This is a genomic window from Catenulispora subtropica (genome assembly GCF_039531675.1).
Classification (GTDB): domain Bacteria; phylum Actinomycetota; class Actinomycetes; order Streptomycetales; family Catenulisporaceae; genus Catenulispora; species Catenulispora subtropica.
This window is the reverse complement of record NZ_BAAAQM010000091.1, coordinates 1-26,977: the sequence shown is the minus strand read 5'-3', so window position 1 is coordinate 26,977 and position 26,977 is coordinate 1. Positions and strand designations below refer to the sequence as shown.

Genomic DNA, 26,977 nt, shown 5'->3' with positions numbered 1-26,977 from the left:
TCAACCTGAACAGCTACATCGGCCAGACCATCACCCTGAAGTTCACCGGCACCGAAGACGTCTCCCTGCAGACGTCCTTCGTGGTGGACGACACCGCGCTGAACGTCAACTGACCGAAGCCGGCACCACCCACCGTGTGACCGCTGCGCGCCCCGCCTAGCCCAGGGCGCGCAGCTCCGACAGCCGCTCGGCGACCTGCTCCAGGTCGGCGAGCGGCTGTTCCGGTCCGAAGAAGAGCACGATCTCGCTGAAGCCCGCGTCCAGCCACGGCGCGACGTCGTCGACCACCCGCCGCGGGTGCGGCCGCAGCTGCACCGACCGCCGGATCTCCCTCGGGTCCCGGCCGACCTCGGCGCACCACCGGTCCAGCACGCCCGACAGCCGCGCCGCCTCGTCGACCCCGGCGTGGTTGACGGTGTTCCAGACGTCGGCGTGCTCGGCCACCAGCTTCAGCATCCGCTTCTCGCCGGTGCCCCCGAGCCACACCGGCGGATGCGGCCGCTGGACGGGCTTCGGCGCGTGCACCGCCTTCTCCAGCGTGTAGTGCTCTCCCGCGAAGTCCACGAACGTCTCGGGGGACCACAGAGCCTTGATGACCGCCAGCGCCTCACCGAGCTTCTCGATGCGCCGGCGCGCGCCGCCCAGCTCCAGCGCCAGCATCCGGTGCTCGTACTCGGCCCACCCGGCCCCGATCCCGAACTCCAGCCGTCCGCCCGAGAGGTGGTCGACCGTCGTCGCGATCTTCGCCAGGACCGCCGGATGCCGCAGCGTGTTCGCCGTGACCATGCAGCCCAGCCGCGCGCGGCGGGTCTCCGAGGCCATCGCGGCCAGCAGCGTCCACCCGTCGAACAGGTCGATCGCCGGATCCGGCTCGGCCACCGTCGCGGCGTTGCCCACACCGGCCAGGTGGTCGTAGACCCACAGGTGGTCGAACCCGGACTCGTCGGCCAGCCGCCAGAATCCCCGCAGCGCCGCGATCGTCGTGCCCTGCGGCACGAGCTTCGCGCCGAAGCGGATCGGGTGCTGGTAGGTCATCGGCGCACCGGGCTACTTGCCGATCTGCCCGAGGTCGCGCACGCCGCCGGTGGAGGCGCTGGACGCCAGCGCGGCGTAGGCGCGCAGCGCGACCGAGACCGGACGGTCCCGATCGCGCGGCTGGTACCCGCCGAGCTCGGCCAGCAGCTTCGTCCGCCGCGCGTCCAGCACCTCGGGGTCCACATCCAGGTGCAGGCTGCGCGTGGCGATGTCGATCCGGACCGTGTCCCCGTCCTCGACGAGCGCGATGACGCCGCCGGACGCGGCCTCCGGCGAGACGTGACCGATGGAGAGCCCCGACGTCCCGCCGGAGAACCGGCCGTCCGTCACCAGGGCGCACTTCGCGCCCAGCCCGACGCCCTTCAGGAACGCCGTCGGGTAGAGCATCTCCTGCATCCCGGGACCGCCCTTGGGCCCCTCGTAGCGGATGACCACGACGTCGCCCTCGACGATCTGCTTGGACAGGATCGCCTCGACCGCGGCGTCCTGCGACTCGAAGACCTTCGCCGGCCCCGAGAACTCCCAGATCTTCTCGTCCACGCCCGCGGTCTTCACGATCGCGCCGTCGGTGGCCATGTTGCCCCAGAGCACGGCCAGGCCGCCGTCCTTGGTGTAGGCGTGCGCCAGGTCGCGGACGCACCCGGCCTCGGCGTCCGTGTCCAGGCTCGCCCACCGGTTCGCGGTCGAGAACGGCTCGGTGGTTCGCACCCCACCGGGCGCCGCGTGGAACAGCTCGACCGCGGCCTCCGACGCCTTGCCGCCGCGCACGTCCCACTCGTCCAGCCACACCTGGAGCGTCGGGGCGTGCACGGCGTGCACTTCTTGGTCCAGCAGCCCGCCGCGGTTCAGCTCGCCGAGGATCGCCGGGATGCCGCCGGCGCGGTGCACGTCCTCCATGTGGAACTGGCTGCTCGGCGCCACCTTGGAGATGCACGGCACGCGGCGTGAGACGTGGTCGATGTCCTTCAGGCCGAAGCCGACGCCGGCCTCCTGGGCGGCGGCCAGCAGGTGCAGCACCGTGTTGGTGGAGCCGCCCATGGCGACGTCCAGGGCCATGGCGTTGCCGAACGCGGCGGGGGTCGCGATCGCGCGCGGCAGCACCGACTCGTCGTCGCCGTCGTAGTAGCGCCGGGCCAGGTCCACGACCGTCGTGCCGGCCCGCTCGAACAGCTGGCGGCGCGCCTCGTGGGTGGCCAGCACCGAGCCGTTGCCGGGCAGGCCCAGACCGAGCGCCTCGACCAGGCAGTTCATCGAGTTGGCGGTGAACATGCCGGAACAGGAGCCGCAGGTCGGGCACGCCGAGCGCTCGATGCCGCCGAGCTGCTCGTCGGTGACCGCGTCGTTGGCCGAGGCGATCATCGCGTCGATCAGGTCGATCTTGGAGTGCACCACGCCCTCGATGGCGGTGGTCTTGCCGGCCTCCATCGGGCCGCCGGAGACGAACACCGTCGGGATGTTCAGGCGCAGCGCGGCCATCAGCATGCCGGGGGTGATCTTGTCGCAGTTGGAGATGCACACCAGCGCGTCCGCGCAGTGCGCGTTCACCATGTACTCGACCGCGTCCGCGATCAGCTCGCGGCTGGGCAGCGAGTAGAGCATCCCGGCGTGGCCCATGGCGATGCCGTCGTCGACGGCGATGGTGTTGAACTCCTTGGCCACGCCGCCGGCCGTCCGCACCGACTCCGCGACGATCTCGCCGACGTTGCGCAGGTGCACGTGCCCGGGAACGAACTGGGTGAAGGAGTTCGCGACGGCGACGATCGGCTTGCCGAAATCGTCGTCCCCCATACCGGTGGCCCGCCAGAGCGCGCGAGCCCCCGCCATATTGCGTCCATGGGTACTGGTCCGCGACCGCAGGGCGGGCATGGGAGGCTCCGATCTTCAGCTGCTTCTCGACGCGCGTCTCAGCTTCGGTCACCAAAGCTGAGACGGACATTCTCGCACTATGGACTCTACCGTTCCAGGCCCGTCCGGGTAGTGGACGGCACGGGAGCCGTTCGCCGTACCATCGGCCCGTGGGCGAGTCTGGGCGGGGACGAAGCGGGACCGACCTTCTGGACCTCGGCGCCGTCGGGCGCCGCCGGCGTCGGGTCCCGGCGAAGGTCTTCCTGGTCGTCGCGGCGCTGATCGCCCTACCGACGGTGGGCGTCACACTCATCGGCTCGATATCCCTGGTCGCGGCGCAGGCCGACCAGAACAGGTACGACAGGGCGCCGTTCTGCGCGGCCGGGGTGACGAACACGCACGACTGCGTGCTGCGCACCACCGCGACGGTGGAGTGGGTCGACGCGACCCGCAACACCGGCAAGAGCGCGCACGGCTCCACGACCAGAGCCGCCGTGAAGCCGGATGTCGGCCTGCCGCAGACCGTCACGGTGTCCAAGTCGCAGGACCTTACCTGGGAGATCACCGCCGGCGACAGGTGGCCGGTCCTGGTCTGGCGCGACGAGGTCACCCGCTACACGCTGTCCGGCCGGACTCACGACGCCGACGAGAACCCGCACCACGTGGTGGCCGCTCTGCTGATCAGCGTGTCGGCCTGCATGGCGGTGGGCTCGCTGACCGGACGCGTGGTGCTGCGGCGACTGCTGCGGAGACGGATCGCGGTCAACCCGGCGCGGCACCGGATCCCGGACTGGACGCTGCTCGGCCTCGCGGCCGCGACGATCGTCGCCGCGGTCCTGCGCGCGTCGTGGTTCGTGTCCGGATTCGGGCTCGCCGGGGTCCTCGTGCTGGCTGGTTCGGCGACGGTGTGGCCGTTCCCGCGATGGGTGCGGCGGCCGGATCCGGACTCGCTGCCGGGCGGCGGCGGGCGCTCGTAGCCGCTCAGGCGGCGGGCCGGGCCCCGGGCCCGTCCCCGGCTCCGGCGGCCTTGCGGCTGCGCCAGTCGACGAGCCCGACCAGCAGCGCGGCGACCTCGAAGCAGATCGCGACGACGGCGCCGGCCTGGAAGGCGTTCGCGTAGCCCTTGCCCTCCCCGACCCTGGAGAAGAACACCGAGCTGACGCAGGCGATGCCGAGCGCCGAGCCGAGGCGCTGCCCGGTCTGCATCACGCCGCCGGCCGTGCCCGCCCGGGCCACCGGGACCTCGGACAGCGCCAGCGCCAGGTTGGGGGCGATGACCAGCCCGGAGCCGACACCGGCGACCAGCAGCGGCGCCGCCGCCGCGACTCCCGCGCCGCGGCCGTGGACCCAGTGCACGACCAGGATCGCGGTCCCGGTGGCGACCGTCACCAGGACGATGCCGAGGATCACCAGGGCGCGCCCGTGCTTGCCGACCAGGCGGCCGCCCAGGGTGGCGCTGACGGCCGAGCCGAGGGCGAACGGCGTCGTCGCCAGACCCGCTTCCAAGGCGCTGTAGTGCAGGCCGTCCTGCAGGAACAGCGTGAAGATGAAGAAGATCGTGGTGAAGCCCCCGAAGTAGAGCAGGGCGAGCGTCGCGCCGCGGGTGTAGGAACCGATGCGGAGCAACGAGGGCGGCACCAGCGGAGTCCGACCGGAGGCCGCCATCCGGCGCTCCCACAGGGCCAAGGCGGCGAGCAGCAGCACGCCGAGCACGACCAGCCACCACTTGCCGCGGCCCGTCCACTGCTGCTCCTGCACCAGCGGCAGCATGACGGCGATGACCGAGCCGCCGAGCAGCGCGACACCGATCCAGTCGATGCGGCCGCGCATGCGCGCCATCCCGGCGCCGACACACCCCGGGATCAGCCGCAGCGCCAGCGCGAAGGCGACGACACCGATCGGCAGGTTGACGAAGAACACCCACCGCCACCCGTGCTCCTCCCCGCCGGCCGCGATCAGCAGCCCGCCGGCCAACGGCCCGACCGCCGTGGCCAGCCCCACCGTCGCGCCGAAGTAGCCGAAGGCGCGCGCCCGCGCCCCGCCGCTGAACATCTCCTGGATCAGCCCCGAGATCTGCGGCCCGAGGACACCCGACGCCAGCCCCTGCACCAGCCGCGAGACGACCAGGAAGGTGGCGCTCGGCGCGATCCCGCACAGCCCGGAGGCCACGGTGAAGGCGGCCAACCCGGCCAGGAACGCGGTGCGGCGCCCGACCATGTCACCGAACACACCCGCCGGGACCAGGATCAGGCCGAAGGTGAGTGCGTAGCCGGAGACCACCCACGAGAGATCGGCGGGCGTGGCGTGCAGCCCCTTCTGCATCGAGGGCAGCGCGACGTTGACGATGGAGACGTCGAGCAGGGTCATGAACCCGACGAGCAGACAGACCGCGAGCGCCCGGTACTTGTGGGCGTCGGACAGATCGGCGACTCCGGGGATGACTGAGTGCGGCTCGGGCTGCTCGGCGGTGACCGTGCGAGTGTTCTCCGAGGCGCTCATAGGCGTCACGGTGGCAGCGGGCGGGACGGGTCGCAAGTCGAACCGGCCGGGCGGTGGGGGCGCGGCGGCGTGGAACGGCCGAGCGAGCGGCGGATCCGGCGGGGATCACCAGAGCCGTTGTGACACCGGGCGCTTGCTCATGTCGTACTCGGGATGCGGCGGGCCGGTTCCTCGGACGGATCAGGGCGACGGTGACGGTCTGCGACGGCCCGTCCGGAACGGACAGCGTGATCTCGGTCGACCTCTTGCCGCCGTCACTCCCGGCCGGACTCCGGTGTCCTGCCCGCCTCCAGCGCCTTGCCGATGGCGTCCAGCGCGTCGCCGAGCGCCGTCAGCTGCGCCCGGCTCAGCGGCGTGATGAACGCCTCGCGGACGTCCCGCACATGGGTGGGCACCGCCAGCAGCAGCTTGTCCCAGCCGGCGTCGGTCAGCACGGCGTAGAACCCGCGGCCGTCGGTCTCGCACGGCTCGCGCCGCACCAGGCCTTCCTTCTCCATCCGGCTGATCTGGTGCGACAGGCGGCTCTTGGACAGCAGCGCACCCTCCGCCAGCTCGGTCATCCGCAGCCGCCGCAGCGGTGCTTCGGACAGGCGCGCCAGTACTTCGTAGTCGATCAGGGTGAGGCCGTGTCCCCGGGTGAGGCTGGCGTTCAGCCGGTCCGGCAGCAGCCGCATGACCGAGATGTACCGGCGCCACACGGCCTGCTCGGTCTCGTCGAGCCAGGGGGTCTCCTCCGTGCCGTCCGCGCTCATAGCCCAAGCTTAACGGCACTGGTTGAAGCTGAAACGTTCTCGGCCCGCCGACCGGGTGGCCGGCCTCGGCGCCCTGGTCGGCGGGCCGTGGAACGGGCGCCCGCGACGTCCCCTACACGCCCCCGGCCGGCTCGCCGGCGTGCCCTCCGGCGTGCTCTCCGACATGCTCTCCGGCCGCCGGGTCGACGGACAGCTGCGCCGCCTTCTCCAGCGCGATCTCCCCGGCCGCGGCCCGCGCCTGCGGCATCGTGCCCCCGCACGCCGCGATCTCCACGGTGAGCAGAGCGTCGGCGTGCCGTGCGGCCTCGAACGCCTCCCCGCCGCCGCGGATCCCGAACAGCCGCTTGGAGAGCAGCAGATAGACGATCGCGCCGACGTTGATCGCGAACGTGCAGGCCGCGAGCACCCACGACTTGTGCTCGTGGATCTTGTTCAGGCCGTCCCAGATCTCCAGCGGCAGGAAGATGGCGGTGCCGACGGCGGTCAGATACTCGCCCCAGCGCTTCACCATCCACAGGCCGACGCCCTCGACGGTCTCCAGCAGCGCGTACCCGCCCAGGAGTCCGGCCACGATGTGGACGCTCTTCGGGCTGTAGTCGAACGCCTTGCGGATCCGCTCGACCACGCCGGCGTGCTCCACGTCCCACCCGAAGTGGTTGGCCAGCGGCTTGAACGCGGTCAGGTCCGACTCGAACAGCTGCCGCACCGCGTTCTGGTCGCTGCCGAACTTCCACACCGCCCAGGCGATGAACGCGATCACCACGCCCCGCCCGATCCGCTCCACCGCCAGCACCCGCAGGATCAGCAGATCCCGCAGCGCCTTGCCGCGCGGCACGATCGGCGCCTCGTTCGCCGGACCGCTCCCCCGCGGCTCGCCGATGACGAAGTCACCGCATCGCAGACAACGCCACGCCGGCCCGTGGACCGTCTCCACCCGCAGTCGTGCGGCCAGCTCCGGCTCGATGCCGGGCCCGACCGGTGCGTAGGTCTCGTGCCCCCGCCGCGCGCAATGGCGCCTGTTCCAGTCACGCATGGTGCACAGCGTAGGGGGGACCCGCCGACGCGTGGTAGCGACTCAGGTATTCTCCTGCCACATACCGACAGGATGTCGGAATAGTGCCGGAGAACAGCGAGGACCCCCCGTGACCACTGCCGATGTGACCGCCGCCGCGGACCCCAAACTCGCGCGGTTCCGCCTGGTGTCACTGGCCGAAGGCGTGTCCTTCCTGCTGCTGCTCTGCGTCGGGATGCCCCTGAAGTACGGCGCCGGCATGCCCGCCGCCACGATGGTCTTCGGCTCGCTGCACGGCCTGCTGTTCCTGGCCTACCTGGCCCTGGCCTGGGACCAGAAGCAGGCCCAGGAGTGGGACGGCAAGCGGTTCGGCGTGGTGCTGGTGGCGTCGGTGCTGCCGACCGGGCCGTTCTGGCTGCACAAGTCGCTCAAGAAGTGACGGTGTAAGGCTTCTCACACCCGGCCTCAGTCGCTGACGCCCGCCACCAGCTCGTCAGCCGCCGAATACGGGTCCAGCTCCCGCCCGACCACGCGCTCCGCCAGCGCCGACAGCCGCCGGTCGCCGTGCAGGTCGCCGATGCGGGCGCGCAGGGCGGCCAGGGCGATGCCCTCGATCTCCACCGAGGCCCGGTACCGGCGGCGCTCGGCGAGCTTGCCGTTGCCCTCCAGCCAGGCCTTGTGCTTCTCCAGCGCCTCGACGAACTCGTCGACGCCCTGACCGGTCGCGGCCACCGTCTTCACGATCGGCGGCCGCCAGTCGCCCGGGTTGCGGGACTCGCCGAGCGCCAGCATGTGGCCGAGTTCACGCGCCGTGGCGTCGGCGCCGTCCCGGTCGGCCTTGTTGACCACGAACACGTCGCCGATCTCCAGGATCCCGGCCTTCGCGGCCTGGATCCCGTCGCCCATGCCCGGGGCCAGGAGCACCACCGAGGTGTCGGCCGTCGCGGCGATCTCCACCTCGGACTGGCCCACGCCGACGGTCTCGATCAGCACCACGTCGCAGCCCGCGGCGTCGAGCACCCGGACGGCCTGCGGCGTGGCGGCGGACAGGCCGCCGAGGTGGCCGCGGGAGGCCATGGAGCGGATGTAGACGTCGCGGTCGGTCGCGTGCTCCTGCATGCGGACGCGGTCGCCGAGCAGCGCGCCGCCGGAGAAGGGCGAGGAGGGGTCGACGGCGAGGACGCCGACCCGCCTGCCCTGCGCGCGGAACGCCGTGACCAGCGCGGACGTCGACGTGGACTTGCCCACGCCCGGTGCCCCGGTCAGCCCGACGACGTACGCGTTGCCCGCGTACGGCGTCAGGGCCGCCATCACCTCCCGCAGCAGCGGCGAGCCGTCCTCCACGTGGGAGATCAGCCGCGCCACCGCGCGGGGGTCGCCCTTCCGGGCGCGTTCGACAAGGTCTGTCACATCGGTGCTGGCCACGGCGGGTGATCCTACCTAGCGGTGCCTAGCCGCGCTTCAGGCGCGCTTGGGGACGGTGATGATCAGCGCGTCGCCCTGACCGCCGCCGCCGCACAGCGCCGCCGCGCCCGTCCCGCCGCCCCTCCTCTGGAGTTCCAGGGCGAGGGTCAGCACCAGCCGCGCGCCGGACATGCCGATCGGGTGGCCCAGCGCGATCGCGCCGCCGTTGACGTTCACGATCTCGTCGCTGACGCCCAGGTCGCGCATCGACTGCACGCCGACCGCCGCGAAGGCCTCGTTGATCTCGATCAGGTCCAGGTCGGCCACGGTCAGCCCCTGCTTGCCCAGCGCGTGCCGGATCGCGTTCGAGGGCTGCGACTGCAGCGAGGTGTCGGGACCGGCGACGTTGCCGTGCGCGCCGATCTCGGCGAGCCACTCCAGACCCAGTTCCTCGGCCTTGGCCTTCGACATCACGACCACGGCCGCGGCGCCGTCGGAGATCTGCGAGGAGGTGCCGGCGGTGATGGTGCCGTCCTTGGTGAACGCCGGGCGCAGGCCCGCCAGGCCCTCGACGGTGGTGTCCGGGCGGATGCCCTCGTCGGTGGCGAACTGGATCGGGTCGCCCTTGCGCTGCGGGATCGAGACCGGAGCGATCTCGGCGTCGAACACACCGTTCTTCTGCGCGGCGGCGGCCCGCTGGTGCGAGCGGGCGGCGAACTCGTCCTGCGGGGCGCGCTCGATGCCGAGACGGGCGTTGTGCCTCTCGGTCGCCTGGCCCATGGGGATGTTCTCCCACGGGTCGGTGAGGCCGTCGTAGGCCATGGCGTCGAGCATCTCGATCGAGCCGTACTTGAAGCCCTCGCGCGACTTGGGCAGCAGGTGCGGGGCGTTGGTCATGGACTCCTGGCCGCCGGCCACCACGATGTCGAACTCGCCGGCCCGGATCAGCTGGTCGGCCAGCGCGATGGCGTCCAGACCGGACAGGCACACCTTGTTGACGGTGAGCGCCGGCGTGCTGAGCGGGATGCCCGCGGCCACGGCGGCCTGCCGGGCCGGGATCTGCCCGGCGCCGGCCTGCAGCACCTGGCCCATGATCACGTACTGCACCTGCTCCGGCGCGACCCCCGCGCGCTCCAGCGCGGCCTTGATCGCGACCCCGCCGAGCTCGGCGCCGGAGAAGTTCTTGAGGGAGCCGAGCAAGCGCCCCATGGGGGTACGCGCGCCTGCGACTATGACCGACTTGGTAGCGCTCACGACGATGCTCTCCAGTGTCTGCCGAGGGTGAGGGGAAAAGATGGAACGGCTAGCTGCCAGACAGCCTAGTCACCATTAAATTACTCGTCAGTAGCTTAGGGTGTCGCCTTCGACACAACCGATAGGCGCGACCGCGCCGTCCCATGGAGGATGTCCCCATGCCATCTCCCCTCACCCGCATCGACCACATCGGCATCGCCTGCCGCGACCTCGACGAGACCGTCGCCTTCTACCAGGAGACCTACGGCTTCGAGGTCTACCACTCCGAGGTCAACGACGAGCAGGGCGTCCGCGAGGCCATGCTCAAGATCAACGACACCGGCGACGGCGGCGCCAGCTACCTCCAGCTCCTCGAACCCATCCGCGAGGACTCCGCCATCGCCAAGTGGATGGCCAAGAACGGCGAGGGCGTCCACCACATCGCCTTCGGCACCGCCGACGTGGTGACGGTGACGAACGACATCGTCGGCAAGGGGATCCGCTCGCTGTACGAGCAGCCGCGCCGCGGCAGCATGGGGTCGACGATCAACTTCCTGCACCCGAAGGACGCGCACGGGGTGCTGGTGGAGCTGGTGCAGGCGGCCGAGGGCGACGGGCACGGGGAGCACTGAGCTTCGGGAGCGCGAGCTTCGGGGGTGTGAGCTTCGGGAGCGGGCGCCCCGGCGCCCGCTTTCGACTCACTCGGACGGGCTCACTCGCGTGGCGTAGGCGGGGTCAGGGGCGGCCTCCTCGGGTGTCGGTCTGCTTGGGGTGGCCGGTGCCGGCGTGGGTGATCCAGAGGGTGCGGCGGTCGTCGTCGATCGCGTACCAGATACGGCCGCCGCTGGTCACCTCGTACTGCCATTGCTCACGGTCGGCCCCGTGGATCTTGACCAGACCCAGGCTTCCCTCCAGCCGGCGCTGCCTGCCGCTCACGCCGCGGGGATCCGCGGTGATCGCCACCCAAGCCCGGTCGAGGCTGTCGAGTGCCTGCGACAGTAGATTCCGCCAGCCCAGCGCAGCTCGGCGATCCCACGCGAACACGACCCAAGGGTGCGGCCGCGAAAGCCTTTCGCCACGCCCGGTCACGGAGCCTCCGGCCGCTTTGGACGCTCAAGGGGCACGCTCTCTTCCGTAGTGAACGGACCGCTGAGCCTCGCGGTGAGTTCAGGGTCCGACCAGATCTCCGCCGTGTTCCGCCAACCGCGAAGCGTGCGGATGAACGGCACCATCAGGCCGGTGTCCGCACCGGCGGCCAGGTCGGCCAGCAGTTGCCTGACGCATTGAGGCCGCTCGTCCTCGGGCAGCCAGTGCAGCCATGGCAGTTCGTCCGCCAAGAGTTCTTCCGCCAGTTCCGGATGGCGGCGGTTCAGGCTCGCGAACGCGCGAGCCATCAGCTGGAGACCGACGTCCTTGGCATCGAAGGCCTCTTCTCTCATCAAGATCAGGTTGGCGTCGTCACGACGTTCGAGTAACACGATCGACTCCTCGAGTGCTAGCAGGACCTGCGACGGGCTGCGCAGGAACGTGCTGTAGGGAAAGGTCGTGGTCGCCATGGGAAAATCATAGTTCTGAACTAATTCAGAACTCAAGCCGTTTTCTGAACTAGTTCAGAAGTCGCGGCGCACGCTCGTGCTCCCGCAGCGGCCCCACCTTCCACCCGCGCTCCTCGCAGTGGTCCAGCAGCATCGGGACAGCGCCCAGCGTCGAGTGCCACGAGCCCGGCTTCGCCGTGCAGTCCGTGTCGTGGAGAAGGATCGTGCCGCCGCCGCGCAGATCCTTCGTGACCTGCTTCAGTACCGACGTGGCGGTGGCGCGCGCCGTCCAGTCCTCGCCCCACGAAGTCCACAACGTCGGGCGCAGCCCAAGACGGCGGGCCGACAAGTGCGCCGCCGTGGTCATCACCCCATACGGCGGACGGAAGAGCTGCGGTTCTTCGCCGGTGAGCTCCGCGAGACAGTCGCGGGCGCGGGCCAGGTCCTGATACGTGGCGCGCGGCCCGCGAAAAAGCAGGCTGCGATGGTGCCAGCCGTGGACGGCGATCTCGTGACCCGCGGCCTGGATCTCGCGGACCAGTCCGGGAGCGCGTTCAGCCATCGAGCCAAGAAGAAAGAACGTCGCCTGCACTCCACGAGCAGCCAGCAACTCGAGGAAGCGCGGGGTGGAGTCGGGGTCGGGACCGTCGTCGAAGGTGAGGGCGACATGGTCCGGAGCCCCGCGCGCCGCCAGACCGGGCAAGAGGCGGTTGCGGACCGGGCCGAAGGTCGTGGTGGCCGGGAACGGGTGGGTGAGCAGGGCTGCGGCGGTGGTCAGGCTGGTCATCGTGGTTCCCCCTCAGACGGCCGCGGCCGCGTGCTCGCTCGAAGTGATCTCGTTGCCGACCCAGCCGTGCTCCCGCAGCAGCCCCACGATCAGCTCGTCGGGCGCGGTACCGGCACCGACCATCGCCAGCCCGGCCTTGCTCTGCCGAAGGCCGCGCACCCCCGACGTCAGCTCCAGCAGCGCCCCGGGCAGTTCCTCGGCGCTGCGTATCCACACCGCCAGACCGGCCTCGTCGAGCATCGCGGCGTTCGTGCGCCCATGGCCGACCAGGCTCCGGTACGTCGCCACCGGCAACCCCGTCGCGAACGCTTCGAGCGTCGACGACGCCCCCGCGTTCTGCACCATCACGTCGCACGCGGCCATCAGCGTCGCCATGTCCCCGACCCACCCGAACACGTACGGCAGCCCCGCCGCCCGCAAGCGCTGACGCAGCGCCTCGTTGCGTCCGCAGACCACCACCGGTGTCACCACACCCGACGCCGCGAGGTCGGACGCCGTCTCGGCGATGTCGCCCACGCCCCACGATCCCCCGAGCAGCAGTGCCAGCGGCTTGTCCGCCCCGTCCAGACCGAACTTCGCCCGCGCCGCCGCCTGCTCGTAGCGCGTGCGCCGCGCGAACCGCTGCGACACCAGCGGCCGCGCGACGGCCACGCGCGCCGCCTCGCACTCCACCGCCTGTCCAGCTGTCACCGCGTGCGGCGCCACGTACAGATCCACCCCCTCCGCGACCCACAGCGGGTGCACCGAGAAGTCGGTGAACGTCACCACCACCGGGATCCGGAGCCGTCCCGAGGCCCGCAGGCGGGCCAGCACCTGCGCCGCGAGCGGGTACGTCGCCACCGCCGCGACGGCGTCGGCCGGGATCGCGGCCAGCACCGCCTGCTCCGCGCCCTTCAGGAGCCGGCGCTGCACCAGGCCGGGCCGCGCCGCGCGCTCGGTCCGCGAGTAGATGCACTGATACAGCCGGGGCGCGTGGGTGATGATGCGCTTGTAGGACTCGCACACCGTCCGTCCCGCGGGCATCAGGGTGAGGAAGTCGTGGCGGTCGACGGCGAAGCCGCGCGCGGTGAGCCGGTCGGCCAGGGCCGCCGCGGCGCTGTCGTGACCGGCGCCGACCGAGGCGGAGAAGATGACCACGCGGGACATGGGAGTCCTTCCAGAGCGGAGAGGGAAGCGAATCGGACTCCCTCAATGCTGGGCGCGCGGAGCTTCGAGATCAGTAGTGCAACCTGGCGACTTGGGGGTGGGGCCAGCACCACCCCGGGAGTGAGGCCCGCCGCATGGTCCCGGCGCGACCTGGGCGAATACCGTGGACGCGTGTCGACGAGACAAGAAGCGCGGCGAGTGCGGTGGGTCGAGGCGGGCTGGGACGTCTTGTTCCTGATCAGCGGGCTGCCACTGTGGGCGGGCGCGATGATCATGCTGAGCGTGTGGGCGCAGCCCGGGGGCCAGATCCTGCGTGCCGACGACGCCGACACCGCGGTCCGTTTCGCCCTGTCGGTGGTGGTCGTCGTGCTCACGGCGCTGGCTCTGGCACCGTTCCTGACCTCCTGGCAGCGCCGGCGCTTCCGGGCGTTGCGGGCCACCGAGATCCACGCGATCGAGACGCCGCGGGTGCACCGCGGCCAGATCCGCCAGGCGCTGCGTTCGGAAGCCCTGTGGCGCCAGGCCCTCTACCACCTGATCGCCGGTCCGGTGATCGGCCTCGGGCTCGTCCTGCTCGCCGTCCTGGGCGCCCTCGCCGTGTTCGTGGCGATCGCACTCCCCCAGCACGCGCTGCGGATGAGCGGCCACTACCAGCACCCTTACGGCGAGAAGTTCTGGGGGCAGGTCTCCTACCTCCTGGTCGCCGGTACCGTCGCCGTCTTCGCGCCCCGCCTGATCCGCTACCTGGTCCGGGCCGACGAGTTCGCCGCCCGCCGCCTGCTCGGCCCCAGCGAGACGATCGTCCTCGCGCGCCGGGTCCAGAGCCTGTCCGACTCGCGGGCCGCCGCCGTCGAGGCCGCCGACACCGAGCGCCGCCGGATAGAACGCGACCTCCACGACGGCGCGCAGCAGCGCCTGATGTCCCTGGCCGTGCACCTCGGCATCGCGCGCAAGACGCTGCGGGACGTGCCGCCCGACGCGATGGCCGTCATCGTCGACGCCCACGAGCAGGTCAAACAGGCCATGGCCGAGATCCGCAACCTGGTGCGGGGCCTGCATCCGGCCGTCCTCGACGACCGCGGCCTGGACGCCGCGCTCTCCGGCGTCGCCGCCCGCTCCGCGGTCCCGGTCCGGCTCGCGGTCGGCGCCACCGGCCCGCTGAGCGCCTCGGTCGAGACCGTCGCCTACTTCGTCGTCTCCGAGGCCCTCGCCAACGTCGTCAAACACTCCCGGGCGTCGCAGGCCTCGGTCGAGGTGGCGCGGGAGGCCGACGTCCTGCTGGTCCGCGTCACCGACGACGGCGTCGGGGGCGCCGACGCGCACGGCGGCACCGGGCTGACCGGCCTGGCGCACCGCGTCGCGTCGGTGGACGGCCGCCTGCGGCTAACATCACCCACCGGTGGTCCGACCGTGCTGACCGCCGAGCTGCCCTGCGGGGTGTAGGGCGGGTGGAGGGCCGAGGGGGGAGAAAGTGCGCGTCGTGATCGCGGACGACTCGGTGCTGATCCGCGCCGGGGTGGTCCGGGTACTGGAGATCGCCGGACACGAGGTGGTGGCCGAGACCGGGGACGCGGCCGCGCTGCTGGACGCGGTCGAAGCCCACCGCCCGGACGCCGTGGTCGTCGACGTCCGGATGCCGCCCGCCTTCAAGGACGAGGGCATCGCCGCCGCCGTCGAGATCCGCACCCGCTGGCCCGGCACCGCGGTCCTGGTGCTCTCCCAGTTCGTGGAGGAGCGCTACGCCACCGACCTGCTGGCCCGCGACACCGCGCGCATCGGCTATCTGCTCAAGGACCGCGTCGCCGACCTGGACTCCTTCATCGAGGCCCTGGAACGGGTCGCGGCCGGCGGCACCGCGCTGGACCCGGAGGTGGTGGCCCAGCTGCTGGTGCGCCGTCCCGCCGACCCGCTGGACCGGCTCACCCCGCGCGAGCGCGACGTGCTGGCGCTGATGGCCGAGGGCCGGGCCAACGCCGCGATCGCCGAGCAGCTGCTGGTCACCGAGAGCGCGGTCGGCAAGCACATCAACAACATCTTCATGAAGCTGGACCTCCAGCCGGACGACCAGGGGCACCGGCGGGTGCTGGCCGTATTGCGATACCTGGCGGCGTGAGACCCGGTTCCCCCACTACTCTCCGCCCATGGATCTTCAGGCGATCGCGGCCACCGGGTGGGGCTATGTGGAGCGCACCCACATAGGCGACTGGGAAGTACGCGCCGCCGGCGGCCATACGTCGCGCGCCAACTGCGCGGTGCCCATTGGAGATTCCGGAATGGCCCTCCCGGACTCCTTGAACGCCGTCCGCGCATGGTACGGAGAACGAGGCCTGCGCGGCCGGATCCAGACCATCGACGGCAGTCCGCTGGATCAGGGAGTGGTCGCCCTCGGCTATCGGGAAGCCGACCGTCCGGCCCTTCGCCAGTCCGCCGCGGTGCGTCCCGCACTGGAGATCCTGGGCGAAACGGCCGACCCCCGGCGCACATCGGAAATCACCAGGGAGCTCCCCCCGGATTACTTCACGGCCTACCGCCGTGGCCTGGGCATCCCCGAGTTCCGGACGATCCTGACGACCGGCGACGCGCAGATCGCCTTCGCCGTTGTGCGCGGGGACAACGGAGAGGCGCTCAGTGTTGGCCGCGTGGCCATTGACAGCTCCAGCGGCTACGCGGGAATCGCCGCGGTGGCCACCGCCGAACACGCCCGGCGGCGCGGCCTTGCGCGGATCGTGCTTCGCGACCTCTTAGCGTTCTCCGCAGAGCACGGTGCCGAAAACACCTATCTGGAGGTGGAGGAAGAGAACGCACCCGCGCGCGCCCTATACGAATCGCTCGGCTACACCACCGCGCACCGTTACCACGGCCGCCTCTTGTGATCCCGGCCGCTTTGTCAACGGGCTGCAAACTGATAGGTCGCCGTCGGAATCTGTGACAAGGCCCACCTAGCCAGGGCGTCTTCGGAGCGAGATAGTTACCAGTGGGTAGCTCCCGTTCACTCACTCCCAGGGCCGGGCAGCCGTACTGACTGCGCTGACAGACGGCAAGCCGACGCCCTCGACACCGCCGACCCCTGGAGGCCGACGATGCAGCACGAGACAGCAGAGATCCTCGCGGCGATCCAGGCCGGGGACACCCCGGCCTCGGACTTCGCGCACTTGAAGCTTCCCGACTCCTACCGCGCGGTGACCGTCCACGCCGACGAGGCGGAGATGTTCGCCGGCCTCGCCAGCCGGGACAAGGACCCGCGGCGCTCGCTCCACGTGGAGGACGTGGCGACGCCGGAACTGGGCCCGGGCGAGGCGATCGTGGCGGTGATGGCCAGCGCCATCAACTACAACTCGGTGTGGACGTCGATCTTCGAGCCGGTCAGCACCTTCAGCTTCCTCAAGCGCTACGGCAAGGTGTCCGAACTCACCCGGCGCCACGACCTGCCGTACCACGTGATCGGCTCGGACCTGGCCGGCGTGGTCCTGCGCACCGGCCCCGGCGTCAACAAGTGGAAGGCCGGCGACGAGGTGGTCGCGCACTGCCTGAGCGTCGAGCTGGAGGACGCCGAGGGCCACGACGACACCATGCTGGACCCGCAGCAGCGGATCTGGGGCTTCGAGACCAACTTCGGCGGCCTGGCGCACCTGGCGCTGGTGAAGGCCAACCAGCTGATGCCCAAGCCCGCGCACCTCACCTGGGAGGAGGCCGCCTCCCCGGGCCTGGTCAACTCCACCGCCTACCGCCAGCTGGTGTCCAAGAACGGCGCGGCCATGAAGCAGGGCGACGTGGTGCTGATCTGGGGCGCCTCCGGCGGCCTGGGCAGCTACGCGACGCAGATGGCGCTGAACGGCGGCGCGATCCCGGTCTGCGTGGTCTCCTCCCCGGACAAGGCCGAGATCTGCCGCGCGATGGGCGCCGAGCTCATCATCGACCGCGCCGCCGAGGGCTACCGGTTCTGGAAGAACGAGGACGAGCAGGACCCCCGGGAGTGGCAGCGCTTCGGCTCCAAGATCAGGGAGCTGACCGGCGGCGAGGACCCGGACATCGTCTTCGAGCACCCCGGCCGGGAGACCTTCGGCGCCAGCGTCTACGTCGCCAAGCGCGGCGGCCAGATCGTCACCTGCGCCTCCACCTCCGGCTTCATCCACAGCTACGACAACCGCTACCTGTGGATGAACCTCAAGCGCATCATCGGCTCGCACTTCGCCAACTACCGCGAGGCGTGGGAGGCGAACCGCCTCATCGACAAGGGGATGATCCATCCCACCCTGTCGAAGTCGTACGCCCTGGAGGAGACCGGCCAGGCGGCCTACGACGTCCACAAGAACCTGCACCAGGGCAAGGTCGGCGTGCTGTGCCTGGCCCCGGAGGAGGGCCTGGGCGTGCGGGACGCGGCCAAGCGCGAACGGTTGCTCCCCGCGATCAACCGGTTCCGGAACGTGTGAGTTCGGTCACGCGGCGCGGGCCCGGCCGGGGCGGCCGGGCCCGCGCTCCACAAGGTCCTGATACCCCGCCGACCACCGACTTGAGCGGACCGGGCGGTCCGGCCTGGTACGATCCGAACCTGAAACTCATTCCCCGGCCCGACTAGGTGTCATCCGGCCGGAAATCTGACACGATTCACTGTCATGGGACCAGGGCGCCTCGACGAACGCAGCACCGATCGCTACGGCGATCGTGCCGGCGATCGCGGATCCCACGCCAGGCGCGGGGGATCCGGCAACGGCGGGGCGCAACCAGGCGGCTACCCTCCGCGGTCCCGGTCGCCCTACGCGGGCGAATCCTGGCAGGAGGAAGAGCCCGCGGCCGGCTACGACCGGCACGACGTCGAGGCCACCTTCGCCGAGATGGAGAAGGAGCTCGACAAGCTCCGCACCGCCCGCGACGAGGCCATCACCGACACCGAGGACCTGCGCTACCAGATCGAGGTCCTGCGCTCCAAACTGCACGAGCAGCGCCGGCTGGCCGCCCAGCCCCGGTTCGACAACATCTCGGTGCAGGTGGAGCAGATGCTCCGCAACGCCCAGCTGCAGGCCGACCAGGTGCGCGCCGCCGCGGAGCGGGAGCTGCGCGAGTCCCGGGCCAAGACCGCCCGGCTGCTGGAGGAGGCCGCGCACCGCTCCGCGGAGCTGGAAGCCGAGTGGCACACGGAGGTCGGCAACCGCCGGCAGTCCCTGGACCGGGAGCTGACCGAGAAGCGGCAGCAGGCCGAGGCCCAGGTCAACGAGATGGCCTCGTGGGCGGAGAAGGTCCGCGCGGACACCGAGGCGCACCGCGGCCGGATCATCGAGGCGGCGCGGGCCGAGGTCGAGGCCGGCCGCGACCGGATAGCGATGGAGACCGCCCAGGCCATCGAGCACGTCCGCATGGAGACCGAGAACATGCGGACCGTGGCGCGCGCCGAGGCCGAGAAGACCCGGGAGGCCGCGACCAGCGAAGCCGAGCGGGTGCTGACCACCGCCGGCGGACAGGCGCAGCAGGCCCAGGAGCACGCCGCGCAGATCCGGGCCACCGCCAAGGCCGAGGCCGAGACCACGGTGAACTCCGCCCGGGCCGAGGCCTCGCGGATCCTGATGGAGTCCGGCGCGCAGGCCGAGCGGACCCGGGCCGAGGCCAGCGCCGAGGCGATGCGGGTGCGGGGCGAGGCCGAGGCCGCCGCCCAGCAGGCCCGGGCCGAGGCGGCGAACGACGCGGCGCGGATGCGCCAGGAGGCCCGGATCGAGGCCGACCAGGTCACCGGGAACGCGGCGCGGATCCTGGCCGAGGCCGAGGAGCAGGCCGCGGCCCGGCTGGAGTCGGTGGCCCGGACCGTCGAGGAGGTGCTGGCCCAGGGCCACTCCGACGCCGACGCCACCCGGCGCGCCGCCGAGGAGGACGTGGCGCCGCTGCGCGGCCAGGTCGAGGAGCTGCACGCGCGGGCCGGCGAGCTGCACGCCGCGGCCCAGCAGGCGCACGAGGACGCGCACGCCGCCGCCGAGCAGCTGAGGGTCGACACCGAGGCCGGCGTCGAGGCGATGCAGAACGCGGCCCGCGAGGAGATCACCCGGCTGCGCGAGAAGGCCCAGGCGCGGATCGACGAGCTGCGGGCGCAGACCGAGGCCGAGACCACGCAGGCCCGCACGGACGCCGAGGCCTACGCGCTGAGCGTCCACACCGAGGCCGACGCCTACGCGCAGAACGTCCACGCTGAGGCTGACGCCTACGCGCAGAACGTCCAAGCCGAGGCGGACACCTACGCGCAGAACGTCCACGCCGACGCGGACACCTACGCGCGGAACGTCCGCGGCGAGGCGGAAACCTACGCGCAGAGCATGCACAGCGAGGCCGACGCCTACTCGCGGAACACGCGCAGCGAGGCGGACACGTACTCGCAGAACATGCGCGCCGAGGCCGACGCCTACGTCCAGCACACCGTCACCGAGGCCGACACCTACGCCGCCAACGCCCGCACGGACGCGGACAACTACTCGGAGACCACCCGCGCCACCGCCCGCGCCGAGGCCGACAAGCTGCGCGCGGACAGCGACGAGTACTCGCGCGCGGTACGGCAGGACGCTGACACCTACGCGGCACAGACCCGCGCGGAGACCGACACCGAGGCCGGCAAGGTCCGCGCCGACGCCGACTCCTACTCGCAGCACACCCGGCAGTCCGCCGACCAGTACTCGGCGCAGGTCCGCAACGACGGCGACAACCACGCCGCGGCGGCACGCGCCGAGGCGCAGACGTTCGCCGACAGGACCCGTGCCGACGCCGAGCGCGCCGCGGAGCTCACCAGGGCCGAAGCGGATCAGTACTCGAACGCCGCTCGCGCGGAGGCCGAGGCCTACGCCGCCAAGGCCAAGGCCGACGCGGACCGCGCCTCCGAGCTGGTCCACGCCGACGCCGACCGCTACGCGCACGCCACGCGCGCCGACGCGGACGCCTACGCCGCCGCGTCCAAGGCGGACGCCGAGCGTCTGGCCGACGCCGCCCGCACCGCCGCCGACGACTACGCGACCGCCACCCGCGCCGAGGTGGAGGCGTACGCGGCCACCGCCAAGGCGGACGCCGACCGGGCCGGCGACCTCACCCGCGCCGAGGCCGACGCCTACGCCGTGCAGACCCGGCAGGTGGCCGAGGCGTCCGCGGCCGAGACCGTCGCCGCCGCCGAGCGCGAGGCCCGCCGGATCGGCGAGGAGGGCGAGCGCTACGCCGCCGCGGTGCGCGCCGAGGTGGCCGGGATCGTCGACGAGGCGCAGGCCGCCGCGGACCGGCAGATCGCCGACGCCGAGCGGATCCGCGGCGAGGCCGAGACCGCCGCGGCGATGCTGGGCGTGGAGGCCGCCGAGGAGTCGGCGACCGTGCGCTCCGAGGCCCGCCGGGACGCCGCGGCGATGCGCGCCGAGGCGGAGGCGGCGCTGGCCGAGGCCCGCACCAAGAGCGAAACCATGGTGACCGCGGCGAAGTCCGAGTCCGAGCGGATCCACCACGAGTCCGTGGCCACCGCCGAGGCGGCCCGGCTGGACGCCGACCGGATCCGGGCCGAGGCCCGCGAGGAGGCCGGCCGCAAGCTGGAGACCGCCGGCCGGGACGCGGACAAGCTGGTCGCGGTGGCCCGGCAGGAGGCCGCGAAGCTGCGCGCCACCTCCGAGGCCGAGGCCGACCGGCTGCTCGCCGGCGCGCGCGAGGAGGCGCAGCGGGTCACTTCCACGGCGCAGAACGAGGCGGAGCGGGCCACCACCGCGGCGCGCGCGGACGTGGACCGGATAAGGCGGACCGCCGACGGCGTCCTGGAAGCGGCCGACGCCAAGGCCCTGGAGACCCGGGAGCGGGCCAACGCGGACGCCGAGGAGGCCGTCACGGCCGGGCGCAAGCAGGCCGCGGAGACCGTGGCCGAGGCCCGGGAGCTGGCCGAGCAGCTCGTGGCCAAGGCCAAGGAGGAGACCGAGCGGATGCGTGCCGACGCCAAGCGCGAGGTCGAGGAGATCGAGGTGCGCAAGCAGGAGATCAAGGCGGAGATGGCCCGGGTGCACGGAGTCCTGGACGCGCTGGCCAGTTCGGTGTCGGTGCCCGTCGGACCACCGTCCGAGGGCTGATGCAGGTGTCGGCCCGGTCGCCCCTTCCCGGTCCGCCGCGGGGGACAGCAGTGCTGGTGGTGCGAGTGCACGGCCCGTGAAACCATGATCATCTCACGCCACCCGATAGGGCGGAGTTCGCCGGATCCCCGGCTTCGATTCGGCCACAGCCGGTCGAACCGTGACGCGATCCGTGCCAGGATTCCGGTACACCACCTCACTTCGGTACACCCGGTACACCTTCACCGCCACCACTTGTAGATTGTTCACTCACCCCCCGGCCCCTGCGGGCCAGTGAATCGCGACAGGGATCTCATGAGCGACATGCATTCGCCGCACGGCTTCGAGCAAGTGCGCCGCGGGTACGACCCGCTTCAGGTCAACGACCGAATCACCAAGCTGATCGCCGAGCGCGACGCGGCGCATTCGCGCGCGACGTCCCTGGAGAAGCGCATCGAGGAACTCCACCTGGAGAACCAGACGGTGCAGGCGCAGCTCGCCGACAGCGAGCCCAGCTACGCGGGCCTGGGCGCGCGCGTGGAGAAGATCCTGCGCCTGGCCGAGGAGGAGGCCAAGGACCTGCGCGAGGAGGCCCGCCGGGCCGCCGACGCGCACCGCGAGCTGGCCGATCAGGCCGCGATGAAGGTCCGCACCGACGCCGAGCAGTACGCCAAGGACCGCAAGGCCAAGGCGGACGAGGAGGCGCTGCGCATCGTCGAGAAGGCGAAGGACGACGCCAACCAGGTCCGCGCCACCGCCGCCAAGGACGCGGCGACCAAGCGCGAGGAGGCCGAGGCCCTCTTCGAGGAGACCCGCGCCAAGGCCGCGGCGGCCGCCACCGACTTCGAGACCAAGCTGGCCAAGCGCCGCGAGCAGTCCGAGCGCGACCTGGCCGCCCGCCAGGCCAAGGCCGAGAAGCGGCTCGCCGAGATCGAGAACCGGGCCGAGCAGCTGCGCCTGGAGGCCGAGAAGATGCGCACCGACGCCGAGCGCCGCGCCCGCTCGACGATCGAGACCGCGCAGCGCCAGGCCGACGACATCATCGCCGACGCGCGCAGCAAGACCGACCGGATCCGCAGCGAGGCCGAGCGGGAGCTGGCGGCCCTCACCCACCGCCGGGACAGCATCAACGCGCAGCTGCACAACGTGCGCGAGATGCTGGCCACGCTCACCGGCGGCGCGGTCAACGTCAACGCGCTGGCGGCGCTGGACCAGGCCGAAGACGAGCTGGAGAAGGACGACGAGCCGTCGATCCCGGCCCAGCGGTAGGCGGTAGCGCCGGCGGCCCCCGGCCGCCGGCCCCTCGTGTCGCGCAGACGCCCCCGGACTCCTCGCGAGTCCGGGGGCGTTCGGTTTCGTGCGGGCTACTCCTTCGCGGCGCCGGCGAACATCCCGTCGGCCCCCGGGTGGTTCGTGAAGGTGCCGATCTTCGTGCCGTGGGCGTCGAACTCGTCGAAGGTGGCGCTGAAGCCCGCGCTCTTCGAGAACGGCACGACGTAGACCGCCAGGGTGCCCGCCCCGGGGGCGGGGAGGGTGTCGACCGTGGTCGCGGCGCCGACGCCGTCGATGTGCACGACGATCTTCGCCACCCGGGCCGCCACCGTCCCGACCGCCAACCCGGACCCGGCCGGGACCTCGTCCAGGGGGACGGCCTGATAGGCGTTCGGATTGCGCCCCTCGCTCACCGGCAGGCAGTAGAGCAGGTCGTTCCCGAGCGACACGTTCTGCTTGCCGTCCGCGGTGATCAGCAGTTTGAGACACCGCTTCTCGGCCGTCAGGGTGTTGTTGCCGGCCGAGGCGACGCCCGCCACCGACCACGCCAGGCCGTCGACCTTGCCGGAGGCCAGGACCTTCGGCGTGGCCGGCAGCGACCCGGACGTGACCTTCTGCGGGGACGTGGACAGGGTGGTGCCGGCCGGCGGGGCGGCCGCGGCGCCCGGCGTGGTGTGAAGCACCGGGGGCGTGGCACCGCCCCCGGTCGCGGCGGCCGAGGTCTTCGCCGAGCCCGGTCCGGCCCCGAGCCACGTCGCGGCCAGCGGCACCGCCGCCACGATGGCCAGCGCCCCGCCGGCGACCGCGGCGCGGCGGCCCAGCACCCGGCGCTGCCCGGAGGCGACGATGGCGTCCGTCGGGGGCGCGGCGGCGCCTCGGCCGGCGACCGCGGGTTCCAGCAGTCCGCGCAGCGCGGAGCCGTCGAAATCTTCGTTCATGATGACCCGTCTCTCTCGGGGTGGTGTGCGTTCATCTCGTTGCCAGGGCCGCGTGCGTCCGCAGCTTGGCCAGCGCCTTGGCGGCCTGGCTCTTCACGGTGCCGACCGAACAGCCGAGGATCGCAGCGGTCTGCGCCTCGCTGTAGTCCTCCCAGTAGCGCAGCACCACGACCTCCCGCTGCCGCTTGGGCAGGGAGGCCAGTGCCGCCAGCAGTTCGGCGCGCCGGTCGAGCCGCGAGGTGGGATCCTCACTCCCGCGGTCCGGCAACGCGTCCGTCAGATCCTCCTCGACCCGCCGCCTCCGGAAGCGGTTCTTGTTCTGGTTGATCAGGATCCGCATGGTGTAGGCGTCCATGTCCTCCGCGGCGCGCACGCGGGACCAGGAACTGAACACCCGCACCAAGGCCGTCTGCACCAGGTCCTCGGCATGTCCGCGATCGCCGGTCAGCAGGATCGCGGCGTGCACCAGCCGCGTCCACCGCCCGGCCACGAACTGCCGGAACTCGGCCTCGTCCTCGGCTCTCAAAGGGCACCTCCTCTTCGTTCATGCAGACCCGCACATGTCCGGAGGAGGTTGCCCGGGACTTCGTCGCGCCGGGCACACCGGCCGCGGCGGCGGCAGCGGCCTTCGCCCGGCCGCCTCGACTAGGCTTCCCCCCATGACCGCCGACCAGGCCCCGGCCGACCCCGCCCGCCGCGAGCCGGCGGCCAAACCGGAGCTCACCCGGACCCCGCCGTTCGCCATAGGGCTGGTGGGCGGGTTCGGCGTGCTGGCGGCGTACTACCTGGGCCGCACCCTGACCAACGTGATAGACATCATCGTCCTGGTGACCATGGCGCTGGTGCTCGCCGCCGGGCTGAACCCGTTCGTGGAGATGCTGATCGCCCGCGGGTTCCGGCGCCGGCTGGCGGTGGCCGTGGTGGCGCTGGCCACCCTGGCCCTGTTCGCCGGGTTCATCATCGTGATCGCCAAACCGCTGACCGAGCAGACCTCCTCGCTGGTGCACAACGGCGTCCCCGACGGCCTGCGCAAGCTGCAGGAGAACTCCACGATCCAGCGGCTGGACAAGAAGTACCAGCTGATCGACAAGGCGCAGAAGTGGTTCGCCGACGCGAACACCACCAAGACCCTGGCCGGCGGCGCCTTCGGCTTCGGCAAGGCGGTGGTCACCAGCGTCTTCAAGGCGTTCACGGTCCTGATGCTGACGCTGTACTTCCTGGGCTCGATGCCGAACATGGTGTCCGGGGGTCTGAAGCTGGTGCCCCGCTCGCGCCGGGTGCGGGCGGCGGACCTGACCGAGCGGGTGCTGAACCGGGTCGGCGGCTACGTCTCCGGGGCGCTGGTGGTGTCCACCTGCGCCACCGTCGCCAGCTGGATCGCGATGGCGATCATGGGGATCAGGTTCGCGCTGCCGCTGGCGCTGCTGGTCGGCCTGACCGACCTGATCCCGATCATCGGCGCCACCTTCGGGGCGTTCGTGGCCTGCACGGTGATCCTGCTGCTGGACTCGCCCTACAAGGCGCTCGCCGCGCTCATCTTCTTCGTGCTGTACCAGCAGCTGGAGAACTACCTGGTGTACCCGCGCGTGATGAGCCGGACCGTGGACCTGCCGCCGGCGGTCGCGGTGATAGCGGCACTCGCCGGCTACGCGCTCCTGGGCGTGAGCGGAGCGCTGCTGTTCATCCCGCTGACCGCCGGGCTTCTGGTGATCGTGCGGCAGGTGGTGCTCCCGGCCCAGGACCGGGACCCGGAAAGCCCGCCTACACCTGAGCCGGGCGCTGAGCCGGAGCCAGGGCAACAGCCGGAAGCCGGTAGTTTCGTCCAGCCCGATCCCGCATGAGGTGGTTGCTCTCCACCAGATAGCGGCGCAGCGCCACATAGTCGTCGTAGACACCCATCAGGGCCTGGTTGACCTCCTGCTCGGTGTAGTCCCGGCCGAGCTCGAAGGAGGTCGTGGCGATGTGCCGCAACAGCCGGTCGCGCAGATCCTTGCTGCGGCTGCGCAGCGAGGGCATCTGCACCACCCGGCCGTGGCTGTAGAGCTGGATGATCTGCGGGTCGTCGCTCCCGGAACCCCGGTCGGCGGGTTGGCGGGAACGGGATGCGTCGGCGGTCGGGTCCTCGGTGTCCATGTCTCCGATCCTCGCCGCGCCGTCGGCGCCCGCCAACCGAATATCCGCTACTCGGCAGCCGTCTCGAAGGGTCCGTCCCAGGTCGTCGGCAGCGGATACGCCGCCGGGTTGACCCGCTTCACGATCTCGTTGTGCGCCCGCTGCACGTACTTCTCGCCGACCCACAGGTGCTTCGCACCGTCCACGCCGACCACGTCGGCCTGCGGGATCCGGGCGAACCGTTCTCGCGCCTCCTCCGGCCGCAGGTAGTCGTCGAACTCCGGAACAAGCACCAGCACCGGCTTACCGGTGGCGGCCCAGCGGTCCAGGTCCTCCGGCCGCGAGTAGCGCAGCGGCGGGGACAACAGGATCAGACCCTCGATCGACGGGTCGTCCCCGTACATCAGCGCCAGGTCGGTGCCGAACGACCAGCCGACCAGCCACCGGTTCGGCAGGTCCTCGAACTCGGCGAACTCGATCGCGGCCTCCACGTCGAAGCGCTCGCCCACGGCGTTGTCGAAGGCACCTTCGCTCTGCCCGGCCGGGGAAACCGTCCCGCGGGTGTTGAAGCGCAGCACCGCGAGATCCGCCAACGCCGGCAGCCGCCAGGCCGCCTTGCGGTAGACGTGGCTGTCCATGAAGCCGCCGTGGGTGGGCAGCGGGTGCAGGGTGACCAGGGTGCCGGCCGGCGCCCGGCCCTCCGGCGGCAGCGCCAGCTCGCCGACCAGGTGCAGTCCGTCGGCGGTGGCCAGGGTCACCGGCCGGCGCTCGGCCGGCAGGATCGTGGAGGCGCGGATGTCGGTGCTCATCGCCGTCCACGGTACCTCCGCGCGATCCGTACCGGTGCCGAGCCCCCGCCGCACCGGGTGATACTCCAGGATGAGGCGGAAGGAAAGACCCGAGACGGAGGACGCACGGGGCGCGATCCCGATAGCGTCTTCCGCATGATCGAAGCTATAGGGCTCACCAAGCAGTACGGCGACAAGAAAGCCGTAGACGGCTTGACGTTCACCGTGCGGCCGGGGGTGGTGACCGGCTTCCTCGGCCCGAACGGCGCCGGCAAGTCCACCACGATGCGGATGATCCTGGGCCTGGACGCCCCGACCTCCGGCACGGTCACCGTGAACGGCCGCCCCTACACCAAGGCCGTCGCGCCGATGCGCGAAGTCGGCGCGCTGCTGGACGCCAAGGCGATCCACGGCGGCCGCACCGCCTACAACCACCTCCTGGCCCTGGCGCAGTCCAACCGCCTGCCCGCCCGCCGCGTCGGCGAGGTCCTGGAACTGACCGGCCTGACCCAGGTCGCGAGCAAGCGCTCCGGCGGCTTCTCCCTGGGCATGGGCCAGCGCCTGGGCATCGCCGCGG

26 protein-coding genes are annotated in these 26,977 nt (G+C 71.7%); 11 read left to right on the top strand and 15 right to left on the bottom strand.

Translation table 11 applies throughout. The features are described 5' to 3' along the window. Positions 1–156 precede the first annotated feature (156 nt). Both ABD466_RS42555 and ilvD read right to left on the bottom strand, forming a co-directional pair. Positions 157–1,035: a TIGR03560 family F420-dependent LLM class oxidoreductase gene (locus ABD466_RS42555; protein WP_344663005.1), complete on the bottom strand. Its 879-nt coding sequence runs from the start codon at positions 1,033–1,035 to the stop codon at positions 157–159. 12 nt (positions 1,036–1,047) lie between these two features. Beyond that, positions 1,048–2,901: a dihydroxy-acid dehydratase gene (gene ilvD / locus ABD466_RS42550; protein WP_344663004.1), complete on the bottom strand. Its 1,854-nt coding sequence runs from the start codon at positions 2,899–2,901 to the stop codon at positions 1,048–1,050. 149 nt (positions 2,902–3,050) lie between these two features. Here ilvD and ABD466_RS42545 point away from each other — a divergent pair, with 149 nt between their 5' ends. Next, the gene (locus ABD466_RS42545) at positions 3,051–3,857 is read left to right on the top strand and encodes a hypothetical protein (protein ID WP_344663003.1); all 807 of its coding nucleotides are present in this window, start codon (positions 3,051–3,053) and stop codon (positions 3,855–3,857) included. A gap of 4 nt (positions 3,858–3,861) precedes the next feature. Here ABD466_RS42545 and ABD466_RS42540 read toward each other — a convergent pair whose 3' ends face one another. From ABD466_RS42540 to ABD466_RS42530, 3 genes are all read right to left on the bottom strand, one after another. Next, positions 3,862–5,379, bottom strand: coding sequence for an MFS transporter (locus ABD466_RS42540; protein WP_344663002.1), 1,518 nt, complete (start codon positions 5,377–5,379; stop codon positions 3,862–3,864). Between the two features lie 254 nt (positions 5,380–5,633). Next, a complete protein-coding gene (locus ABD466_RS42535; RefSeq protein ID WP_344663001.1) occupies positions 5,634–6,131 on the bottom strand; it encodes a MarR family winged helix-turn-helix transcriptional regulator in 498 nt (165 codons plus the stop codon). Positions 6,132–6,243: 112 nt separating this feature from the next. Further along, the gene (locus tag ABD466_RS42530; RefSeq protein ID WP_344663000.1) at positions 6,244–7,164 is read right to left on the bottom strand and encodes a DUF2127 domain-containing protein; all 921 of its coding nucleotides are present in this window, start codon (positions 7,162–7,164) and stop codon (positions 6,244–6,246) included. Between the two features lie 109 nt (positions 7,165–7,273). Between ABD466_RS42530 and ABD466_RS42525 the strand changes: the two genes are divergently transcribed. After that, positions 7,274–7,582 carry a DUF3817 domain-containing protein gene (locus tag ABD466_RS42525; RefSeq protein ID WP_344662999.1) on the top strand — a complete coding sequence of 103 codons (309 nt, stop codon included), beginning with the start codon at positions 7,274–7,276 and terminating at the stop codon, positions 7,580–7,582. Between the two features lie 26 nt (positions 7,583–7,608). Here the strand turns inward: ABD466_RS42525 and meaB are convergent, their stop codons facing one another. Continuing rightward, on the bottom strand, positions 7,609–8,568 hold the full coding sequence (meaB, locus tag ABD466_RS42520; protein ID WP_344662998.1) for a methylmalonyl Co-A mutase-associated GTPase MeaB: 960 nt from the start codon (positions 8,566–8,568) through the stop codon (positions 7,609–7,611). Between the two features lie 36 nt (positions 8,569–8,604). Further along, positions 8,605–9,801 carry an acetyl-CoA C-acetyltransferase gene (locus ABD466_RS42515; protein ID WP_425558875.1) on the bottom strand — a complete coding sequence of 399 codons (1,197 nt, stop codon included), beginning with the start codon at positions 9,799–9,801 and terminating at the stop codon, positions 8,605–8,607. Between the two features lie 158 nt (positions 9,802–9,959). Between ABD466_RS42515 and mce the strand changes: the two genes are divergently transcribed. Beyond that, a complete protein-coding gene (gene mce, locus ABD466_RS42510; RefSeq protein WP_344662997.1) occupies positions 9,960–10,412 on the top strand; it encodes a methylmalonyl-CoA epimerase in 453 nt (150 codons plus the stop codon). Positions 10,413–10,515: 103 nt separating this feature from the next. On the opposite strand, the gene ABD466_RS42505 is transcribed toward mce, so the two are convergent. Genes ABD466_RS42505 through ABD466_RS42490 form a run of 4 tightly spaced genes read right to left on the bottom strand, consistent with a single transcriptional unit; the run spans position 10,516 to position 13,248 of the window. After that, on the bottom strand, positions 10,516–10,824 hold the full coding sequence (locus ABD466_RS42505) for a hypothetical protein (protein WP_344662996.1): 309 nt from the start codon (positions 10,822–10,824) through the stop codon (positions 10,516–10,518). 41 nt (positions 10,825–10,865) lie between these two features. Then, entirely contained in the window at positions 10,866–11,336 is a 471-nt protein-coding gene (locus ABD466_RS42500; RefSeq protein ID WP_344662995.1) for a hypothetical protein, read from the bottom strand. 49 nt (positions 11,337–11,385) lie between these two features. Further along, a complete protein-coding gene (locus ABD466_RS42495) occupies positions 11,386–12,102 on the bottom strand; it encodes a polysaccharide deacetylase family protein (RefSeq protein ID WP_344662994.1) in 717 nt (238 codons plus the stop codon). 12 nt (positions 12,103–12,114) lie between these two features. Continuing rightward, positions 12,115–13,248, bottom strand: a complete 1,134-nt coding sequence (locus tag ABD466_RS42490) for an MGDG synthase family glycosyltransferase (protein WP_344662993.1) — start codon at positions 13,246–13,248, stop codon at positions 12,115–12,117. Between the two features lie 171 nt (positions 13,249–13,419). Between ABD466_RS42490 and ABD466_RS42485 the strand changes: the two genes are divergently transcribed. The 6 genes from ABD466_RS42485 to ABD466_RS42460 all read left to right on the top strand — a co-directional run bounded on the left by ABD466_RS42485 (position 13,420) and on the right by ABD466_RS42460 (position 22,559). Continuing rightward, positions 13,420–14,691 (top strand): sensor histidine kinase, encoded by a 1,272-nt coding sequence (locus ABD466_RS42485; RefSeq protein WP_344662992.1) that lies wholly within the window; start codon positions 13,420–13,422, stop codon positions 14,689–14,691. Positions 14,692–14,719: 28 nt separating this feature from the next. Next, positions 14,720–15,361: a response regulator transcription factor gene (locus ABD466_RS42480; RefSeq protein WP_344662991.1), complete on the top strand. Its 642-nt coding sequence runs from the start codon at positions 14,720–14,722 to the stop codon at positions 15,359–15,361. Between the two features lie 28 nt (positions 15,362–15,389). Continuing rightward, positions 15,390–16,121: a GNAT family N-acetyltransferase gene (locus tag ABD466_RS42475; protein WP_344662990.1), complete on the top strand. Its 732-nt coding sequence runs from the start codon at positions 15,390–15,392 to the stop codon at positions 16,119–16,121. Positions 16,122–16,328: 207 nt separating this feature from the next. Beyond that, positions 16,329–17,678: a crotonyl-CoA carboxylase/reductase gene (gene ccrA, locus ABD466_RS42470; protein ID WP_344662989.1), complete on the top strand. Its 1,350-nt coding sequence runs from the start codon at positions 16,329–16,331 to the stop codon at positions 17,676–17,678. 183 nt (positions 17,679–17,861) lie between these two features. Then, positions 17,862–21,311, top strand: a complete 3,450-nt coding sequence (locus ABD466_RS42465) for a hypothetical protein (protein WP_344662988.1) — start codon at positions 17,862–17,864, stop codon at positions 21,309–21,311. Positions 21,312–21,605: 294 nt separating this feature from the next. Beyond that, positions 21,606–22,559, top strand: a complete 954-nt coding sequence (locus ABD466_RS42460; protein ID WP_344662987.1) for a coiled-coil domain-containing protein — start codon at positions 21,606–21,608, stop codon at positions 22,557–22,559. A gap of 95 nt (positions 22,560–22,654) precedes the next feature. Here the strand turns inward: ABD466_RS42460 and ABD466_RS42455 are convergent, their stop codons facing one another. After that, positions 22,655–23,500 carry a hypothetical protein gene (locus ABD466_RS42455; RefSeq protein ID WP_344662986.1) on the bottom strand — a complete coding sequence of 282 codons (846 nt, stop codon included), beginning with the start codon at positions 23,498–23,500 and terminating at the stop codon, positions 22,655–22,657. A gap of 31 nt (positions 23,501–23,531) precedes the next feature. After that, the gene (locus ABD466_RS42450; protein WP_344662985.1) at positions 23,532–24,026 is read right to left on the bottom strand and encodes a SigE family RNA polymerase sigma factor; all 495 of its coding nucleotides are present in this window, start codon (positions 24,024–24,026) and stop codon (positions 23,532–23,534) included. A 133-nt stretch (positions 24,027–24,159) separates the two neighbouring features. Here ABD466_RS42450 and ABD466_RS42445 point away from each other — a divergent pair, with 133 nt between their 5' ends. Next, on the top strand, positions 24,160–25,341 hold the full coding sequence (locus ABD466_RS42445) for an AI-2E family transporter (RefSeq protein WP_344662984.1): 1,182 nt from the start codon (positions 24,160–24,162) through the stop codon (positions 25,339–25,341). Here ABD466_RS42445 and ABD466_RS42440 read toward each other — a convergent pair. Further along, positions 25,262–25,633 carry a DUF2087 domain-containing protein gene (locus tag ABD466_RS42440; RefSeq protein ID WP_344662983.1) on the bottom strand — a complete coding sequence of 124 codons (372 nt, stop codon included), beginning with the start codon at positions 25,631–25,633 and terminating at the stop codon, positions 25,262–25,264. The genes ABD466_RS42445 and ABD466_RS42440 overlap by 80 nt on opposite strands. A gap of 47 nt (positions 25,634–25,680) precedes the next feature. Then, positions 25,681–26,421, bottom strand: coding sequence for an alpha/beta hydrolase (locus ABD466_RS42435; protein ID WP_344662982.1), 741 nt, complete (start codon positions 26,419–26,421; stop codon positions 25,681–25,683). Positions 26,422–26,556: 135 nt separating this feature from the next. On the opposite strand from ABD466_RS42435, the gene ABD466_RS42430 reads away from it, so the two are divergent. Continuing rightward, the coding region (locus ABD466_RS42430; RefSeq protein ID WP_344662981.1) for an ATP-binding cassette domain-containing protein at positions 26,557–26,977 on the top strand (421 nt) is incomplete at its 3' end.

What these genes read in the sequence shown, in the direction of transcription:
- ABD466_RS42555 (WP_344663005.1), bottom strand. Translation starts at nt 1,035, where the DNA reads ATGACCTACCAGCACCCGATCCGCTTCGGCGCGAAGCTCGTGCCGCAG.
- ilvD (WP_344663004.1), bottom strand. Translation starts at nt 2,901, where the DNA reads ATGCCCGCCCTGCGGTCGCGGACCAGTACCCATGGACGCAATATGGCG.
- ABD466_RS42540 (WP_344663002.1), bottom strand. Translation starts at nt 5,379, where the DNA reads ATGAGCGCCTCGGAGAACACTCGCACGGTCACCGCCGAGCAGCCCGAG.
- ABD466_RS42535 (WP_344663001.1), bottom strand. Translation starts at nt 6,131, where the DNA reads ATGAGCGCGGACGGCACGGAGGAGACCCCCTGGCTCGACGAGACCGAG.
- ABD466_RS42530 (WP_344663000.1), bottom strand. Translation starts at nt 7,164, where the DNA reads ATGCGTGACTGGAACAGGCGCCATTGCGCGCGGCGGGGGCACGAGACC.
- mce (WP_344662997.1), top strand. Translation starts at nt 9,960, where the DNA reads ATGCCATCTCCCCTCACCCGCATCGACCACATCGGCATCGCCTGCCGC.
- ABD466_RS42500 (WP_344662995.1), bottom strand. Translation starts at nt 11,336, where the DNA reads ATGGCGACCACGACCTTTCCCTACAGCACGTTCCTGCGCAGCCCGTCG.
- ABD466_RS42495 (WP_344662994.1), bottom strand. Translation starts at nt 12,102, where the DNA reads ATGACCAGCCTGACCACCGCCGCAGCCCTGCTCACCCACCCGTTCCCG.
- ABD466_RS42490 (WP_344662993.1), bottom strand. Translation starts at nt 13,248, where the DNA reads ATGTCCCGCGTGGTCATCTTCTCCGCCTCGGTCGGCGCCGGTCACGAC.
- ABD466_RS42475 (WP_344662990.1), top strand. Translation starts at nt 15,390, where the DNA reads ATGGATCTTCAGGCGATCGCGGCCACCGGGTGGGGCTATGTGGAGCGC.
- ccrA (WP_344662989.1), top strand. Translation starts at nt 16,329, where the DNA reads ATGCAGCACGAGACAGCAGAGATCCTCGCGGCGATCCAGGCCGGGGAC.
- ABD466_RS42465 (WP_344662988.1), top strand. Translation starts at nt 17,862, where the DNA reads ATGGGACCAGGGCGCCTCGACGAACGCAGCACCGATCGCTACGGCGAT.
- ABD466_RS42460 (WP_344662987.1), top strand. Translation starts at nt 21,606, where the DNA reads ATGAGCGACATGCATTCGCCGCACGGCTTCGAGCAAGTGCGCCGCGGG.
- ABD466_RS42455 (WP_344662986.1), bottom strand. Translation starts at nt 23,500, where the DNA reads ATGAACGAAGATTTCGACGGCTCCGCGCTGCGCGGACTGCTGGAACCC.
- ABD466_RS42445 (WP_344662984.1), top strand. Translation starts at nt 24,160, where the DNA reads ATGACCGCCGACCAGGCCCCGGCCGACCCCGCCCGCCGCGAGCCGGCG.
- ABD466_RS42440 (WP_344662983.1), bottom strand. Translation starts at nt 25,633, where the DNA reads ATGGACACCGAGGACCCGACCGCCGACGCATCCCGTTCCCGCCAACCC.
- ABD466_RS42435 (WP_344662982.1), bottom strand. Translation starts at nt 26,421, where the DNA reads ATGAGCACCGACATCCGCGCCTCCACGATCCTGCCGGCCGAGCGCCGG.